This window comes from Paenibacillus cucumis (ex Kampfer et al. 2016) (assembly GCF_019748695.1).
In the GTDB taxonomy this organism is placed as follows: Bacteria; Bacillota; Bacilli; order Paenibacillales; family Paenibacillaceae; genus Paenibacillus; species Paenibacillus polysaccharolyticus.
Genome location: NZ_JACLIC010000042.1, coordinates 48165 through 66080 on the forward strand (window position 1 = coordinate 48165; position 17916 = coordinate 66080).

The following is a 17916-nucleotide window of genomic DNA, read 5'->3' on the forward strand; positions in this document are numbered from 1 at the left end:
AAGAACTTTACACCAAACAGGCCGGCTTAAACTTAATTAAGCTGGCCTGTTTGTACCTATTCTTGGTTTGTATTATTCAGCAACGATTAAAGATGCACCTACTATAGTAGAATTGGTGTATCCGCCACTAACATTGTCGAAGGAGTAGTTAGCGATAGGTGCGCCAATAACAGTGGCATAGTCCCCATCAAGCAAGTCTCCGGTCGAGGCAGGATATATGGCTGTAATATAATTTCCGTAATCGTCCTCTAACAGCAAGATAGAAATGGGTGATCCAAGTGAATTGTCTTCTTCCACCTGAATAACCTGTCCGCTTATTTTTACAAAATTTTCATAGTAGTTGGCTACATTTTTATTGAGATGTCGGGTGGTTACATCGGCTTTAACAAGTCCTTTGACCTTTTTGCGAAGCTCAGCAGTATCTGCTGGGAACAGGTCGGTATGTTTTGCGAGAAAATTATAAGATGCTTGCTCCATCACGGCTGTCTCAGATGAGACGGATGATGTAAGATCGTTAAAGAAATCAGCAGCAGTTGCTGCGGCCGATGAATCTGCAGCAGATGTATTTACAGCTGTTTGCGCCAGCGGAGAAGTAATATTCAAGGAATTAAGAATATCACTCACTTCATCTGAATGATATGATTCTTTGCCATAAGTTAACGTCAAGGTATACAGGTCTGTATTTGTTGGAATCATGTACTGAACTAGAACTACATTGGTTCCAGAGGAATGAGTATAACTTCCTTCCAGTACGCCTGCATTTATGTCTTTATAAGGCTTGATGCTAAAATTGGTCTTTTTATAATCAGATATACCAATAGATGCGCCATTCTTTACATAATAGTCAGCTGTGTTATTAGCAAATTCCTCAGGGTTGATTGAACCTGATGTGTTGGCTTCGATCGTTAGATTAATGTTATCTGCAAACTTCTTTGTTCCTGATTGGTCTGAGAACGCGCCCTTCACTGCTGCGTGCATTTGACTTGTATCTACACTTTTCCAAGACTCCGGATATGAGAACGAAAATCCTTCACCGTTATATGTAGTATATTTTGTTTCTTTAGCTTCAGCTTTGACAGTTTCAGCAGCATTCGTTGTTTCAGAGGGCTTGTTGTCAGCTGTTTTAGTTGTCTCCGAATTACCACAAGCGCTGAGCAATACAGTTAAAGCAAGAATCATAACCAGTTTTTTCATTTTTCTAATCCCCTAGTATGCTTCCCATCGGTTGGGTTTTTTTACTCCGGTCATCAAGTGAAATGCCAAACTCTAAAATTGGTACTTTTTATTCTGCAAAATAAATGTTGGTCATTTGTAGGTTACTTACTCAATCTAATCAGACATTTAATGATTGATATTGAATGGTTCGAATGGTTCTAAAAACTGCTGTACTTTGTAATAATGGACACATTGCTCAAGACAAGCTGAAATACTCCTTTCCGTATAGATTTTAGAATAGCAGCCCTTCTGAGATAAATGGATAGCATATATCAATATTAGGAACATAAAGGCTACAAATCTAATAAATTATAACACTAAGTATTAGTTAAGGTAAGCGAAAGACAATAAAGGATATATTTATAAGCTCAATTAATACTATTCTTCCTGGTGAAGAATGTAGTCAAAACTGGAAGTCAGCCCATTTTACATCTGCGCCCGGTCGGTTGTGCGTCCGATGCATATAGTGAACTGTACCTCAAATCAAAGGAGGGTTTTACATGAGTGGAGTAGTTGGTGGATACGGCGGTGCATGGACATCGACTGGCGCGATTCTGGTTCTCTTTATCTTGCTGGTGATCATCTCTAAAGCATTCCTGATCTAATAAACGGTTTTTGTAAATTCACACGTAAGGGAGGGTTTAAGATGGGTGAAGTAGGAGGAATGGGATACGGCGGCTGGACTTCCACTGGAGCAATCCTGGTGTTGTTCATTCTGCTCGTTATCATCACTAAGTCATTCTGGCTGTAATGTGTCTTGCTCTGCCGGGTAACCGGCAGGGTTTTATGAGACTGGACAAGCTACGTTAGGGAAGGAAAGAGAGTTCAGTACCTAGGTGGTGTAACGGAGCAAGGGAGTGGCTTTTTTTGGGGGACTCGGTAGAAGGAGAGGTTAGAAGAATAGTAGTTTGAAATGAAGTGGAGGAGTTGTGAGAAAGCAACAAAGTCGAAATAGGGTGATTAACTGAAAAGGAAAATGAGGGATAGAGAAGATCAAGAAGATGTGGAATCAGGAAGGATGAGAAAATGTACATAAAGATAAAGGTCAGGGTAAAACGCCTATTTTGAGATCATGAGGGCCATAGCCCGGTCACCGTATAGGGCAAATACATAGCTTAAGGTGTAGGCAAATGTTAAGGAGGCATGACGATGAGCGAAGTTAAACCGAACTCACCGAACGGACAGGGGCAAGTTTACGGACAACAAGGAGGGCATGAACATATGTACGGATACCAATATCCAGGTCAAGACATGTACAATTACGGAACAATGCCTTATGGCTATCAGCCAAATCAAGCACCGATGGTGCAAGGATACCACCATGGTTGTGCACCTGCCTGTGGTGGTGGCGTGTGGAGCTCCATGGGAACCATTCTTGTTTTATTCATTCTGCTCGTAATCATCTCTAAAACCATGTTTATCTAATCCCTCTGCTGAGAGGCCGCGGTCCAAACGTGGACTGCAACATCGGGCTGATCGGAAAGCCTGACTGGATCATGCAATTCAGATCCGTTTCTTATAAGAATCTTTCTCGAAAGAATATAACGGAATCATTAACGTGTTAACTCCGGCAGTAAGCCGGGGTTATCTTTTTTTTAAGGCGTGCTTTATCCAGGGAGCGGGGAACGTGTACCGGTTTTCTCCAAAAGCGATAAAGAAAATTGGATATAGAAAAGCACCCGGAACCCAATTCCGGGTGCTTGATGTATGTTTTCAATCTTCTCAAGAATAAATGATATCCAAAACAACAAAAGCCCTACCTCTCTTTTGTCCTTGCGGCTCCGATGACCGCGCCAGTGTGAATGGGAACATCTTGTAAACCCTTAGTCTACCGGGTTATTGTGATTCAGGTTCGTCAATCTCCATAGGTTAGTTAGCATATTCGCTGCGGTCGCAGCATGAAGAAAATATTCCGGGGTTAAAAAGAAGACAGAAAATCATATGAGGTTGTTTATACAACTTTTATATCATACCACAGTCTGTAATTTATTGCAATAAAAAGGAAGGATAACCCTTGATGCGCAGGTTTAGGCCTTCATTTGAGTCCGGAGTTTAGAAGAAATATCTCAAAAAAATGTTATTAAGGTAATCCTCTTCAAACGTTTCTGCGTAGGTTATAATATGAGGGAAGATACAGAAAGGGGCCCTCGGATGACTGAATGGATAGAGGACAGCAGGTTGATGCAACGAATTGCAGAGCGTGATGCTTCTGCACTGGAACTGCTATATGACCGATATGAACGGGCCGTCTATTCTTTTGCCTACCGAATTGTTGGTGATTCGATGACGGCAGAGGAGACCGTGCAGGAACTTTTCCTGCGCATCTGGAACAAAGCGGAACGATTTGATGCCTCACAGGGGAAGCTGACCACGTGGATGTTCGCGATTACACGCAATATCGCAGTGGACATGCTGAGGCGGAGATCGAAAGGAGCAGCAACCACTCCAGTTGAGAATGAGACACTGGCGGCGTATGCTGACGAATATACAAATACAGAAGAAGAGGTCCAGCGCAAATGGGAAGGCATACGTATTAAAGAGGCGTTGACCCAATTAAACGAGGACCAGAAGCAAGTGATTGAATCGATATATTATGCAGGTTTAACGCAACAAGAGGTATCCAGCCGATTCGGGATTCCGCTGGGTACGGTGAAGAGCCGTGTCAGGCTTGCTATGCGTCAGCTCCAGAAGTTACTTGCTGATGCTGAATTGCATCCGGACGCGGGAAGGGAGGGCATACATCCATGATAGAACGACATGAGGAGTGGTCTGATCTGGCACCGATGTATGTGCTGGGCGGACTGGAAGCAGAGGAAGTGGCGGCATTCGAAGCGCATATGTCGAATTGCGAAGCTTGTCGTCAGGAGGTAAGGGAATTGCAGGAGGTAACCGGCTCCCTGCCACTTGCGGCGGACCCAGTGGCACCGCCGCCGGGCATGCGAGCACGCGTGCTGGGCAACGTGCTCGGTCAGGCGCAGGAGAGCACTGGCGCGATGCCGGCTGCGACTCCTGCGCAGCAACCTGAAGCACCCGCATCCGCGGTGCTTCAGGAAGACCTTGCGCCGCAGCATGAGCGTGCGGCGCAGCCCGGGCCTGGCTTGCCGCCAGCGGCGGTGCCTGCGGCCCGGGCCGAAGAGGCTGCCCAGGCACAGCTGGGGCAGCCAGGTACGCGCGCACGTGCGCGCGGTGGCCGCGCATGGCGCGCAGCCAGTGCGGGCCTCGCGGCAGCGGCGCTGGTGCTCGGCGTGTACACGGCGCAGCTGCAGAGCCGCATCGACTTGCTGACGCAGCAAGCCGAAGGCGTATCGGCCGCGCAGGAGCAGTTGGCTCAGGCGCAAGCGCAAAATGCGCAGCTGCAAGAACAACTCGCTTCAGCTGTGGCGCCTGCGCAGGGCATGAAAACGGGCGAGGCCGTCAAGCTGAGCCCGGCAACGCAAGATATTGTTGCACAAGGTCTGGCGACCATCGTGATCGATAGCAAAGGCACGCACCTCGTGGTGCAGGCAGAGAAACTGCCTGCTCTGGAAGGTAATCAGGCATTTCAGGTATGGCTCATTAAGGGGGATACTCCTAAGAATGCCGGGACGTTCCTAAGTCACGACGGTACAGGAGCGGTCTATTACACGCTGGATTCCGCAAACGATTATGACACCGTAGCGATCACGCTTGAACCGGATGCGCTGGGGGATCAGCCACGCGGCACAATGATTTTGGCGGCTAAAATTAAAACAAGTTAGATGCCAAGTCGCCAAATGGAGCTTTAATGGAATACACGTAACAAAAACTTTAAGAAAAGGCCGCTCCCCCAGGGAGCGGCCTTTTCTATGAAGCAATCCCCGAAGACAGCCAAGCAGAATATGTAGTATTTTTCGCAGGATTTTATTAATTTTTTTAGTGGGAATAACCGATAAATATATAGGAGAAAACATCCTTATTCTCCCTTTTTTATCAGGGCGGAACGGGTTAGACATAGAGAGCGAGGGATTGGATTGGAAGTATATCGTGCATTTATCTTCCGTCTGCTACGCAATTATCTAATTGGTTCATTATCAGCCGTATTTGTTGTGGGTTCCGTGGTGATGATTTCAACCTTACAGGTACCCAATATCCAATATGTTCGATTGATTTTCATTGTACTCATATCGATTCTGTTTATGCTGGTTGCGGAGTTGATTACATTGTGGGCTCAATTGGGTCCAATAAGGCAATTTTTCGCTGCCGAGCATCATGAAATGGCTGAACTAAATCGGATGTATGAACGAATTCACCGCTTTCCGGGCCAGACCATATATCGCATTATTGGGCCACATATGCTAGGTTTCTCTCTGCCTGCGGCTGGACTTACGCTATGGATGATCTCCACAGGCTGGCTAGAAATCCCCTATGGATATGTCGTTGTTGCGGCTATGTGTGCATTCCTGATTGCAATTATGCATGCCCTGATTGAATATTACCTTACAGTGAGGGCGGTGAGGCCGCTACTACTCGAAGTTCGCCGTAGAGGCAAGATGCTGTATAGGATGGAACCTTCGCTTGGCGGACGCATCCTGATCTCAATACAGCGGAAGTTTCAGACCAGTACTGCACTTATCGGTTTATTTCCGTTATGTTTATTTTTTCTGGCTACTTATATTCGGCTCCAGTACATAGACCCGGTGTTTGCAAAAGAATATACGTTTTGGGGTGTACTCATCGTTATCTTGGGCGCGGGATTCTCCATGGTAGGCAGTTGGTTGTTAATTCGGGATGTCCGTGATCCGGTGTCTGAGTTGACACAAGAGATGAACCGGATTCAGGGCGGTGAGTTCGGCAGAAGAACGCCGGATCTGTATTCGGATGAATTCTCGCAGTTGATCTCGGGGTTCAATATGATGATTAGTCGGCTAGAGATGAGACAGGAGCGCAACCGGCAATTGCTGCAAAGTTACTTCTCTCTGCTTGCGGCCGCACTGGATGCCCGTGATAAATATACGGCAGGACATTCTATGCGTGTCGCGGAGTATTCTATTCTGATCGGCAGGCTCAGCGGCATGAATGACGAACAGGCTGACTTGTTGTACAAATCTGCTTTGCTTCATGATATCGGAAAAATCGGTATACCTGACGAGGTATTACTCAAAGATGGCAAGCTAAGTGATGAGGAATTTGCAATCATCCGTACGCATCCCGTGTTAGGAGAGAGTATTTTGCTTCAGATTGAACCTGTGGATGCCATGGCTGACTTTCTACCGGGCGTGCGATCCCATCATGAGAGGTATGATGGCAAAGGTTATCCGGATGGCATGGCAGGCGAAGAGATCCCGCTGTTCGGGCGTATTATTGCGGTAGCGGATGCCTTTGATGCCATGACGTCAGACAGACCTTACCGGAATGGAATGAGCGATGAGAAAGCGCTTATGATTCTGGAAGAAGGAAAGGGGACCCAGTGGGACCCCTATTATGCAGGTTTGTTTATTGACGAGTGGAGAAGACAGAAGCAACTGGACAAGAAGCCTGAAGAGGGGGTTAGTTGATCCCCTCAGTCCATTTGGAGGCTTTTCTGCGACGTCGATAAAGCGCTAATCCAGTAATGATCGTGAAGATACATTCACCGAGAATAACTGCACTCAGTGCGTCGTAAATGACATGTTGCTTGATGAGCAGTGTAGAGATGATAATCAGGGATGCACCGGCAACTACCGCCACCTTGACGGATTTACGGATGGTTGAAACCGATAGAACGGCACGCATCACCAGATAAGAGTGCAGGGCGTGAATACTGGGAAAACAGTTATATGGACGATCCTGGCTGTAGAGCCATCCGATGACGGCTGAGCCCAGGCCAGAACCGGTTAATTCCGGCCGCGGGACCATCGTTTGGAAGTTGAAGTAGATCAGGTAACAGATCCAGACACAGATGTTCATGGATAACAAGACCCGATAATACATAAGTCGATCTTTGGCACACAGATAAGCCAGCACGCCGAATACAAACGGGTACCATCCCAGATAGGGAATCGACATCGCGGGTATAAAAGGAAGCAACCGGTCAATTGGAGAATTTAGGATAACATATCCACGATCCGGATTGTTCAGAATATCATAGAAAAGTCCCATGACAGCCAGGGATAACATCAGACTAAGCGACAGCCAGTAGGATTTGTCTTTTAACAATTGCACAGCTGTAAATCTCCTTTCATCATGTTTCAAGCAAACATGATCATAGCGGTAAATGAAAAAAATGAAACAACAATATATTTTACTATGTCTTGTACACAAATTGAATCCTCATTTTGTGTATTTTTTTGTTTCTTTTTGATGAGGTTTCCATGCCGAGGTGGGCCTAGCGTGATATGATGTAAAAATACGAACGAAATAAGTACTTGGGTTATAACGTCGAACAACAGGAGTGAATGCATGCAATTTTCGAAAATGTTCGTACTCAATATGGGGATGCTTATTACGATTGCTTATCTTGCAAGTGTTTTCTATAAATATATCGTAATACGTGCCTCTTCCCAGGTAAAACAGATCTGTTCCGTGCTAGTGCTGATTTTTGCTGGCTGGATCAGTACCGTGTTTGGATTTCAGCTGAATGATGAAGTCGTTTTTGATCTTCGTTATGTACCTCTAATTGTTGCTGTTCTGTCATACAGACAACCGTATAGTGTCATGATTATAGGTGTGGGGATTGGACTATCGAGGCTAACCTTTGGTATTTCCGATGCGACCGTAGCCGCGGTAATTAACATGTCTCTTCTGGGATTGCTCTGTGCGGGACTCAATATATGGATGCGACGCAGTAGCTACAGACTTATTGTCAAAGGAATCATCGTTACACTGATCGTGAACGTTGTCAACAGTGTGAATATCGCCTTCGTGGGTGTCATTCCTACAGCCTATTTCTTCTCACACATTATGCCTTATACGCTTCCTACCGGAATTGCTCTTAGCCTTATATTTGCATTTATCTTACGTGATTTTCAGAATGAACAAAATCGGATTCTCTTGATCCAGAGTACGAATCGCCTCTTATCTGTGCAGAAGGAAGAGTTACAAAAAGCACAGATTGTTCTGGAGGAACGAGCCAAACAGCTGACAATTGCTTCACAGTACAAGTCGGAGTTTCTGGCGAATATGTCTCATGAGTTGCGTACACCGCTCAACAGCGTGATTAACTTCGCCCAGATGATTGGTGAGAATGCCGATACCATGGATCAGGATGAGATTGTGCGTTTTGCAGGCATGATTGATCAATCCGGACAAGAACTCCTCAGGCTAATCAACGACATTCTCGATTTGTCCAAAGTTGAAGCTGGACGGCTGGATATTGTATTGGAGGACATCAGTCTGAGTCAGTTGATCGAAGATGCCATGAATCATTTTGGGCTCGTTGCTGACAAAAAAGGAATTGAGCTGGTGCTTGAGAAGCAAAAGGGACTGCCAGATACACTTTGGTCTGATCCGCAGCGCGTGCAGCAGATTTTGCGGAATTTAATGTCCAATGCCATCAAGTTTACTCCGAAGGGGAAGGTCACTCTGACCGTGAGTACCCAACAGACTAAACAGGCGGATATGGTAAGTCAGTGGCTTGTTTTTTCGGTTCAGGATACCGGGATCGGCATTCCGAAGGACAAGCATCATTCTATATTTGAGGCATTTCAGCAGGCAGATGGTTCGATTAGCCGTAAATTTGGGGGTACCGGACTTGGCCTCTCGATCAGCAGGGATCTGGCAAGATTACTGGGTGGATCAATTGAACTTGAAAGTGCTGAGCACAAGGGGAGTATCTTTCGTCTGCGGCTTCCACTCACCGTGAAAAAATGAGTTGACAACCTCTGTGCCGTGAGTAGAATTTGGGGTGACAACTAGCATCGGCCGGCAAAGCTTTACCCGGTCTAAGGAGTGTATCCCCATACAGAAGATGGTCAAGATGAACCCCTCTTCGTTAGGCAAGCCACGGCGCAAGGGTTCGACACAACGCACGAATTTATCAATTGCAACATGGGAGGGCGTACCGGCAATTATTTTGCAAACGTTGCTGGGTGGTCCATTTCTAACCGGGTTTTTGCTGTATCTTGGGGCCGGGTCGAGGCATATCGGCTTTGTGCTCGCGATTACCACGTTTGTAAACATCGCGCAGATCGGCGCAGCATACTGGATGCAACGTATTCGGAGCCGTAAGCGCGCGCTTTTGCTGTTCGTCGGAGGGCACCGTATTTTGTGGAGTGCAACGGGATTAATTCCGTTCATCTTCCCTAAGGAATGGTGGGTCAGTGTTTTTATTGGCCTATACACGGTTGCATTCATATGTAATACCATCGGCGGTATGATCTGGACATCCCTGATTGGGGATATCGTACCTGCCAAGGTAAGAGGACGTTATTTCGGGATACGAAATACGATTCTGAATGCACTTGGAAGCGTTTGTTTATTTGGTGGCGGGATTTTGCTGGATCGTTATCCGGGAGAGACCGGTTTTCTGATTTTGTTTATTCCCGTATGGATCTGTGCTATCGCCAATACGGTCATTTATTTCTTTTATCCGGATCTGCCCTTTGAACGGTCGACCGAAAAGTCGTTCTCACGGATGTTTATCAAACCGTTTCAGGATCGGGTTTTTCTGAAGGCGACTATTTTTCTGGCGGCATGGCTATTGATCCAGACATTAATTGTGCCTCTCTATTCTTACGTTATGCTCGATCTGCTGAAAGTCAGCTATCAGATGGTCTCACTGATCACGGTTGTGCAAACACTGGTAATGATGGGAGGATTCTATATTTGGGGCAACCTGAATGCCAGATACAGCAACAAAACGCTGTTATTCTGGACGTTGCCCGTCATCGCCTTGTCCTGCCTGTCGTGGGGGTTGATGTCCTTTGCTCCGGTACTGGTTGCGTTGTTCCTGTCCCACATTTTTCTTGGGATTGGTGTTGGCGGTTTCAACCAGCTCGCGTTTAATTTTACGATTGGCGACACACCGAAAAGTGAAAGACCGATGTTTATAGCCGTTTATTCAGCTTTGACTGGCGTAACATCGTTTATTGGCCCGCTGATTGGAGGCTGGCTGTACGAGAAGATGGAGACTCTCTCGGAAGCGATGGTCTGGATATCCACTTACGGATTCCAAGTGACGGTTGGTGCAGTGATGTTGCTGCTTACGTTTACTTTGGGACGTCGGATTCTTTTAAAATAACAACAAAAAAAGCTGATTACGATGTTCTTTGATATAATACTCAGCTATATATGAATAGATTGGGGTGGTTGGAGAGATGCATCATCCTGAACGCAAAGCGATGGTGATCGGGGCTACTGGACTGGTGGGTGGGCTTTTGGTTCACAATCTGCTCGGGCACCCCGCATACAGCGAGGTTCGCATTCTGGTCAGACGCAGACTTGATCTGGAACATCCCTCACTGAAGCAATACGTTGTAGACTGGGAACAGCTTGAGGGTCAAGGGCATTTGTTTGAAGGAATCGATGACCTGTACTGCTGTCTGGGTACGACGATCAAGAAAGCAGGCAGTCAGGAGAACTTCCGTGAAGTGGATTATCACTATCCGGTTCGCGCAGCGACGCTGGCAAAGCAGTATGGTGTGGAGCAGATGCTAGTGATTTCCTCGATGGGAGCGAATGCGGATTCGCGTGTGTTTTATAGTCGAACCAAGGGTGAGATGGAGGATGCACTTTCGAGTATCGGGTTCCGTGCCTTACACATTTTTCGTCCATCTCTTATTCTGGGGGATCGAGGCGAGAAACGTCCGGGTGAACAATTCGCTGCACATGTGATGACTTTTCTGGATCGCTGGATGAAAGGCCGTTTAGACAAATATCGGGCCATTCAAGCGTCAACGATTGCTCAAGCGATGAGAAATGTCGCAATGGTGCAGACGAAGGGCAATCATGTTTATTCCAATGAAGTGATTCATGCGCTTGGGGTGCAGGACGCTTAAGACTTGCAAGGGCGCAGGGAGACAAACGTTTCTTGTCAGAACAGGTGCGTGGTATAATAGGTTTTAAAAATAAAAGCATGCCTTGTCTCCATGTCGTGGCGGGGTAGCGAACACAAAGGAGTACCTGTCGAATGAAAAAAGCAATCTCGACCGAACAGGCGCCAGGCGCCATTGGTCCATACAGTCAGGCCGTAGATGCTGGTGATTTCATCTATACGTCTGGTCAGCTTGGCCTTAATCCGCAAACCGGTGAATTTGGTGCGGATGTACAGGAACAGACTCGTCTGTCTCTCAGTAATGTTAAAGCAATTCTCGAAGCAGCAGGCACAAGCATGGATAAAGTGGTGAAAACAACTGTATTCCTGAAAGATATGAATGACTTCGTTCCTGTCAACGAAGTATATAGCAGCTTCTTTACGCAGCCTTATCCTGCACGCAGTGCTGTGGAAGTTGCGCGTTTGCCGAAGGATGCACTGGTTGAGATCGAAGTGATCGCGCTGAAATAGGATCATATTTCAGCCTTGTCACAGGATGAGCGATCGAATCCTGTTCTGCACTCATTTACAGCAAAAAGCCGATTAAGGGTCGTTCGACCGAAATCGGCTTTTTGGTTTACGGTTTATTTTATAATATATCAGTTTAACGATTCATTTACACGATAACGGAGAGGACAGAAAAAACCTGGAAAAGCGAAGCGTTCGCCTAAAAGCTTTCTGGCAAGAAAGCTACTTCGGAAGCATAGGCTTCGCCTTTATCACCGGATTTTTCCTTTAAAATAGGGAATCAAAAAAATCTGGGGATAACAGCGATTGGAAGGTTATTCTGGTATCGCAGTGTCTGTGTAAACCATCTTTAGTTATACTGATAGAACCAGGATACTCAATCACGGTCTTGATTGCGCGCAAGGAACAGCCACACGGCGTAGATCGCCAGAACGATGGCAATGATAATCCCCGTATAGTAGACAGAGATGACATCCTTTTGTTTGAGAGCGATAGCAATGTATGCCCAAGTGAATACGAGTGGGTACACACTGTCACGGTACCGGAAGCTGACAAGCACGGCCAGAACCATACCAACGATCAGCATAATGATCGTCCATGCCGTTTCACTGATGCCGAATCCATCCCATCCGATTTTGTACAAATAAACGGCTGTGTTAACGATGGTTGCTACGCTAACCCATCCGAGATAGATGCTGAATGGCAGTTTGACTAGCCAGATTTCAGCCGTGGTTGGCATAGCGATCGCACGTGTTTTGACGTACAGCATAATCAGAGTAAGTAGCAGTAATACGATGATCAGCAGCGCGAGTCCAGTCTTGAGATTTTGAAAGGCGAAAATCCAGGCGACATTAAAGGCGCAGCTGGCGAGAAACCAGTATCCGAGGCGGGTAATCGAATTATTTTTCCAGGAGGCAGGGGTGAACTGATAGATGATAAAACCTGCGAGAAGCAGGTAGATCAGACCCCATATCGCAAAGGCATAACCCGAAGGTGTCAGCAGTACAGGGTACATATCCGAAACTTCCTTGTTGGTCTTGCCGCCAATCGGCAGCGCGTTAGAGAGATAGTTTACAATAATCACAGCAATAAAACCGATGGCGTTTAACCACTTATATGGATTGTTACGGGACATGGTGTTTCCTCCTTGTTTTTTAATCAATGTAATAATGAACCACGGGTCAGTCTACAATGAATATACCCACTAAAGACGTATTCTAATAATCTGTTTTCAAAATTTGAGAACGCTCACCTTCCGGAGACCTCGCATGGTCTAGCTTATTGGAACGGAGTGTACTCTGTCCCAATGTACGCGACTTCAGGCGTGAATATGTCCATAGGAGTGTTTTCATACAGTAGGGGGAATGAGATGATAACAAGAGAAACAATGGAGAGACAACAGACCTGGTTCTATGTGATGGCTCTATTTGCAGGTGCATGGATCGGGCTAGCCGCTCCGGCTTGGGGCAATGCACTACACTATACGGTGTCTCCAGTTCTTGCCGTGCTTCTCTATAGCATGTTCGTGCAGATTCCGTTTACAGAGCTTCGGGCATCCTGGACGAATCTACGTTTTATGACTGCGCTGCTCATCGCGAATTTTATCGCTGTTCCAATTGTGGTCTGGCTGCTTACGCTTGTTTTTCCGCAATCGCCTGATGTGTTGATAGGAGTCTATCTAGTTTTGTTAACTCCTTGTATTGATTACGTTATTGTGTTTACACAGCTCGGGAAGGGGAACGAGAAGCTGATGCTGGCAGCAACTCCGCTGCTGTTTGTAGTTCAAATGATTTTGCTTCCGGGGTATCTCTGGTTATTCATGGGCAGTGATGCAGCCACAATAATGAAGGCAGGGCCGTTTGTAGAGGCTTTTTTGCTGCTGATTGTTGTTCCGCTATTGCTCGCAGTGGTGACACAAGTATTGTGCAAAAAAGGCGGAAGTGCGCAGGGGTTGCTTCATGCGACGGCATGGCTCCCGGTTCCGATGATGGCACTCGCCCTGGTCGTTGTGGTAGCTTCCCAGATTGGCAAGGTCTACAATGATCTGAACAGTATTGTGAATGTCATTCCGATCTATGCTGCATTCCTCATCATTATGCCCTTCATATCCAGGTTTATTGCAAAGCTTTTCCGACTCGATACAGGTGCTAGTCGGGCGCTGATTTTTAGTGCGGCAACCCGTAATTCACTGGTTGTTCTACCTTTGGCATTATCCCTCTCGCCAGAGTGGGCAACCATTGCTGCGGCGGTTATCGTCACACAGACGATAGTAGAGCTTGCAGGAGAGTTGATTTATATCCGGCTTGTGCCTGGTGTGATCCTGAAAGATCGGTAACCATCGCTCCCGTCCAATATGGATTGATATGATACAATACTTTTAAGGGCACCATATTTGGTAAATAAAAGGAGGGATAATCGTCAATACGTATTGGAAAGTGTTGTTCTATCTGGATATCGTCATATTGCTGTTCAGTGTAATCTATTTCCCCATTATGGCTCAGAAAACAGGGGATAACTTCCCTTATGTGTTTATGACCGTTTTTGTAATAGGAGCAGTCTTTCGAATGATATATTACTTTAGAAAAAAGAGAGCGAGTAAGCCATCCTGACTAAACTTGCATTGATGTATACGTAAGGCATAAAGAGGACTTCCGACAGATCATGTCGAGAAGTCCTCTTTTTTAATCGAAACAGGGATGTTAACTACCGGTTCCTGATATGGTTTTGCGATATTCTGCGGGGGTGATGCCCTCTATTTTTTTAAACACTTTGCTGAAATATTTTTCATCCTGAAAACCGACCATTTCCGAGACTTTGGCAACTCGCAGAGAAGGGTTTTGTAGCAGGAGCTTAGCATTGTTAATCCGCAGCTTGCCGAGATATTCTGACCAGTTCAACCCGAACTGCTGTTTGAATTTCCGAGAAATGTACTCCCTACTCAGATAAAAGCGTGCGGCAATCTGTTGCAATGACAAGTCCTCCTGATAATGAGCTTCCATGTAGCGAGCGATTTCGCGCATAGGATCAGGATCGGCGTGACGCTGAGCTGTGAGTGCTTTTCCGGCGGCAAGCAATCGTTGCTCTAACAGAGAGCGAAGAAGCGGGAACGAAAGCAATCCTTCAGCGTCGAAAGGCAATTCGGCAAAAGGAGGAAACTGATCCTCGACACTTTCTTCCTCGGGGGAGAGCTGGCCATCGGCATCATCTAGCCAACGGCTGAGCATCCATTCCAGCTCTTGCATCCATTGTTGCAGTTGCTCTGCACTGATCACCTCCAGCTTGGTAAACGGCTCAAGCCACGCTGTGACGGTATCGGTTACACTGGCAGCATGACAGCTCAAGGCAGCTATACGCATAGGCTCTTCAAAAGCAGTCAAACGTTGACCCTTATTCCTGCTTGAAGATTCAAGGGTAGAGTGAATACGCTGCTGCGTAAAAATGGTGTTGCGTCGCCACAATTTAGAGCTGGCATCCAGATAGGCTCCCGAAATACCGGCAGGGTAATTTTCACAAGTAGATATCCCAAAATGAAGCCTGCGCTGAATCGTCTGTTCCAATCCATCATTAATGCTATCCAGGATGCGTACCAGTGAGGACGGTTCCCCCCAATGCAACAGAACAATTTCATCCGGCTGGTTGAGCTGACGAAAGGTGACGCCTTCATCTGGTGTGCGCATCATCTCCGCGCAGATGTTAAGCACGGAGAACACGAGCAGATCTGGTTGACTGCGATATTTCGCTAAACAATCCGCATCCAGATGAGACAGACTGGTGACGGCCACACAGCACATCGGAATGAGGCGGGGGAGATTCAATTCTTCCTGTAATCGCTGAATATGTGCGGAAGTATTACCTCTGCCAATGGCCAGCTCGGTGAGTAGACGATCCTGATAATGCGGGCGCATACGATTCACCACGATGGATTGTTTGGTGGACTCTGTGCGTAAGGTATGCTCCTCTTCCCAAGATTTCACTGCCTTCATCAAGGAGGCATTCAGTTCGTCTGCTTCGACGGGTTTCAGTAAATAGTCCATGCCGCCATGCCTTATTGCATGTCTTACCAGTTCAAAATCGTCGTATCCGCTAATAACAATGACTTTACAATGTGGAGCATGTGCTGAGATCCATTCAAGCAATGCCATTCCATCCTTGCCGGGCATTCGCATATCGCTCAGTATGATCTCAGGTTGATGCGCTGTAATTGCCTCGATCGCTTCATTTCCGTCTGCTGCTTCGAGCAATACATCAATCCCCAGGTCATCCCAATGACCAAGAAGCTGGATCGCATGGCGGACATGCTGTTCATCATCAACAAGCAGTGCTTTCATGTTGTTCACTCTCCCGCGTATAGTTTGACTTGAAGTTTTACACCGCCTGCTTTCAAATTATCAATTTCGATCCTGGCAGGCATGCCGGGATGAGCGTTAAGTGCAAGTCTGCGTACCACATTGCGAAGACCGATGGATTCGGACATGGCCGAATCCTGGGAGGACATTGAAGATTCTGTCTCTTGGGGTTGTAGCCATTCGCGTATTTCAATCAGTTTATCCTCAGGAATAGCTGGACCGTTGTTGATCAATTCAATTACTATCCAGTGTTTGTCTACTTGGCGACTAGTGATGGAGATATATCCTTTTCCTGGCTGTACATCGGCTCCGTGTTTGAAATAGTTCTCAATCAATGGTTGCAATGTCATGCGAGGCATCTGAACAGATAATGTATCCTCTGCAAAATCCATGTGTACCTCCAGGCGTTCACCAAAACGTTCCTGCTGTAGCTCCAGATACAGCCGAGCATGCTCAGCTTCCTCGCGGAGGGTTACACAGGTCTGATCCCGCATGCTGTAGCGCAGCATTTTGGACAGGGAAGATAGTAAGGTATATGCTCGTTTTCCTTGCTGTTGTAACGCCAGAGTTCCAATGGATTGTAAAGTGTTATATAGAAAATGCGGGTTAATCTGTGCTTGCAATGCTTTGAGCTGATTCGTCTTGTTCGCAAGTTCAAGCTGGTACTCTCGCAAGATCAAATTATTCACAGTATCCATCATATCCCGAAAATGCCTCGCGAGTACCCCGAATTCGTCCCGGCTCGATAGACGGATATCCACATGCAGGCGTCCTGCCTGAATCTGATTCATGTATCTCATGAGCTGTTTGAGCGGACCTGTAATACGTATGGAAATGAATAAAGTTGCCACGATCACAAGGATCAACGCTGCAATAGCAATCATTGCATTGTTCCAGGTTAACGCTGTGGCTCTCGCATATAACGTTTCATTCGGAATTTGCTTCACTATGGTCCAATCCGCGTAGTTGCTTCCAAGTTGCTGATATATATACATGGACTGATCTTGTTCAAAATGTCCAGCTGCATTCCTTGCCGAACCGGCGAGGTTTCGTCCATCTTCGAGCGTGCTTCCTGCCACTTGTTGCAGATGACCAGCCTCATTGGCCGATTGTATCTCGGTACGCCCTTGATAAACAATCCGGTTCTGCCCATCGACGACATAGATCTGCTCTTTAGCGGGATCATATAGTCTGCTACAGATCGCAACAATACTGTTCATGTTGAGGTCAATCGCTAGAACGCCCAGTCGCTCAGGGGATGGGATATCCCGAATGATCCGGTGCAAGGTAATCACGGTTCTTGGTGAATCGTCAGGAGAAGCTGCCTTGAAACCGTAGGTGTGACTCATATGTGCAGATTCTACCCAGATATCCGATCCTCCGTCCCCTGTTTTACCATGCAGTGAATCGGAATAGGCTTGCTTACGTTCCTCCCGCTTCGGGAAAGGGTTGGTAATCAAGGTGGATTGGTTGGATACAAAAGAATGCAGATAGAGCTGGAATACATCCGGTACAGCGGCTCTGATCGTTTGCAACGTTGTATATACCTCGGCAACAGCCCGATAATCCCCCGGCAATTTAGCCAGATTCCGCAGGAAAGTGGGATCATTGTATATGGCTAGCGATGCCCGTGCCACGTTATCGACGTAATTGTTGAGATTGGTTGAAGCCTGATAAATAAGACGTTTATTCTCTTCCAGTGCCTGTTCTCGCAAGGCTGTTTTGGTCTGAATAAAGGTCATGCTTATAGATGCCAACAGCGGAATCGTTGTTGCAATTAGCATAAAGGCAATGAGCTTGGTGCGGATACTGTAGTATTTGGACATCAGTACACCCCTTCTGGTGACTCGTCAAGAGAGGACAATATTTTACACCCAACTGTTCACGAGTGTCGGTGTTTCCCTTCACGATTTTGGAGTT

Annotated in this window: 16 protein-coding genes; 11 read left to right on the forward strand and 5 right to left on the reverse strand. The window is 46.6% G+C overall.

The features are described from left to right. Positions 1–72 precede the first annotated feature (72 nt). Positions 73–1194: a PsbP-related protein gene (locus H7T88_RS23835; RefSeq protein ID WP_221790692.1), complete on the reverse strand. Its 1122-nt coding sequence runs from the start codon at positions 1192–1194 to the stop codon at positions 73–75. Positions 1195–1715: 521 nt separating this feature from the next. Here H7T88_RS23835 and H7T88_RS23840 point away from each other — a divergent pair. The 6 genes from H7T88_RS23840 to H7T88_RS23865 all read left to right on the forward strand — a co-directional run bounded on the left by H7T88_RS23840 (position 1716) and on the right by H7T88_RS23865 (position 6728). Next, positions 1716–1820 carry a hypothetical protein gene (locus H7T88_RS23840; RefSeq protein ID WP_017690880.1) on the forward strand — a complete coding sequence of 35 codons (105 nt, stop codon included), beginning with the start codon at positions 1716–1718 and terminating at the stop codon, positions 1818–1820. Positions 1821–1861: 41 nt separating this feature from the next. Beyond that, complete coding sequence (locus H7T88_RS23845) at positions 1862–1966, forward strand: YjcZ family sporulation protein (RefSeq protein WP_208606770.1); 105 nt, start codon at positions 1862–1864, stop codon at positions 1964–1966. 551 nt (positions 1967–2517) lie between these two features. Beyond that, entirely contained in the window at positions 2518–2640 is a 123-nt protein-coding gene (locus H7T88_RS23850; protein ID WP_139168879.1) for a sporulation protein YjcZ, read from the forward strand. A gap of 726 nt (positions 2641–3366) precedes the next feature. Beyond that, complete coding sequence (locus H7T88_RS23855; RefSeq protein WP_221790694.1) at positions 3367–3963, forward strand: RNA polymerase sigma factor; 597 nt, start codon at positions 3367–3369, stop codon at positions 3961–3963. Between the two features lie 35 nt (positions 3964–3998). Further along, on the forward strand, positions 3999–4952 hold the full coding sequence (locus H7T88_RS23860) for an anti-sigma factor (RefSeq protein ID WP_260511106.1): 954 nt from the start codon (positions 3999–4001) through the stop codon (positions 4950–4952). Between the two features lie 252 nt (positions 4953–5204). Beyond that, positions 5205–6728, forward strand: a complete 1524-nt coding sequence (locus H7T88_RS23865; protein ID WP_221790699.1) for an HD-GYP domain-containing protein — start codon at positions 5205–5207, stop codon at positions 6726–6728. On the opposite strand, the gene H7T88_RS23870 is transcribed toward H7T88_RS23865, so the two are convergent. Beyond that, a complete protein-coding gene (locus H7T88_RS23870; protein WP_221790701.1) occupies positions 6721–7374 on the reverse strand; it encodes a phosphatase PAP2 family protein in 654 nt (217 codons plus the stop codon). The genes H7T88_RS23865 and H7T88_RS23870 overlap by 8 nt on opposite strands. 237 nt (positions 7375–7611) lie before the next feature. Between H7T88_RS23870 and H7T88_RS23875 the strand changes: the two genes are divergently transcribed. From H7T88_RS23875 to H7T88_RS23890, 4 genes are all read left to right on the forward strand, one after another. Further along, a complete protein-coding gene (locus H7T88_RS23875; protein WP_154960489.1) occupies positions 7612–9021 on the forward strand; it encodes a sensor histidine kinase in 1410 nt (469 codons plus the stop codon). Positions 9022–9118: 97 nt separating this feature from the next. Continuing rightward, positions 9119–10390 carry an MFS transporter gene (locus tag H7T88_RS23880; protein ID WP_154985285.1) on the forward strand — a complete coding sequence of 424 codons (1272 nt, stop codon included), beginning with the start codon at positions 9119–9121 and terminating at the stop codon, positions 10388–10390. Between the two features lie 76 nt (positions 10391–10466). Next, positions 10467–11147, forward strand: a complete 681-nt coding sequence (locus H7T88_RS23885) for an oxidoreductase (RefSeq protein WP_221790703.1) — start codon at positions 10467–10469, stop codon at positions 11145–11147. Between the two features lie 131 nt (positions 11148–11278). Beyond that, entirely contained in the window at positions 11279–11653 is a 375-nt protein-coding gene (locus H7T88_RS23890; RefSeq protein WP_090918620.1) for a RidA family protein, read from the forward strand. A gap of 373 nt (positions 11654–12026) precedes the next feature. Here H7T88_RS23890 and H7T88_RS23895 read toward each other — a convergent pair whose 3' ends face one another. After that, positions 12027–12785 carry a TspO-related membrane protein gene (locus tag H7T88_RS23895; RefSeq protein ID WP_221790705.1) on the reverse strand — a complete coding sequence of 253 codons (759 nt, stop codon included), beginning with the start codon at positions 12783–12785 and terminating at the stop codon, positions 12027–12029. Positions 12786–13019: 234 nt separating this feature from the next. Between H7T88_RS23895 and H7T88_RS23900 the strand changes: the two genes are divergently transcribed. Beyond that, complete coding sequence (locus H7T88_RS23900) at positions 13020–13985, forward strand: arsenic resistance protein (RefSeq protein ID WP_221790707.1); 966 nt, start codon at positions 13020–13022, stop codon at positions 13983–13985. A gap of 364 nt (positions 13986–14349) precedes the next feature. Here the strand turns inward: H7T88_RS23900 and H7T88_RS23905 are convergent, their stop codons facing one another. Then, positions 14350–15978, reverse strand: a complete 1629-nt coding sequence (locus tag H7T88_RS23905; RefSeq protein WP_221790709.1) for a response regulator transcription factor — start codon at positions 15976–15978, stop codon at positions 14350–14352. A gap of 5 nt (positions 15979–15983) precedes the next feature. After that, entirely contained in the window at positions 15984–17822 is a 1839-nt protein-coding gene (locus tag H7T88_RS23910; protein ID WP_221790710.1) for a cache domain-containing sensor histidine kinase, read from the reverse strand. Positions 17823–17916: the final 94 nt, after the last annotated feature.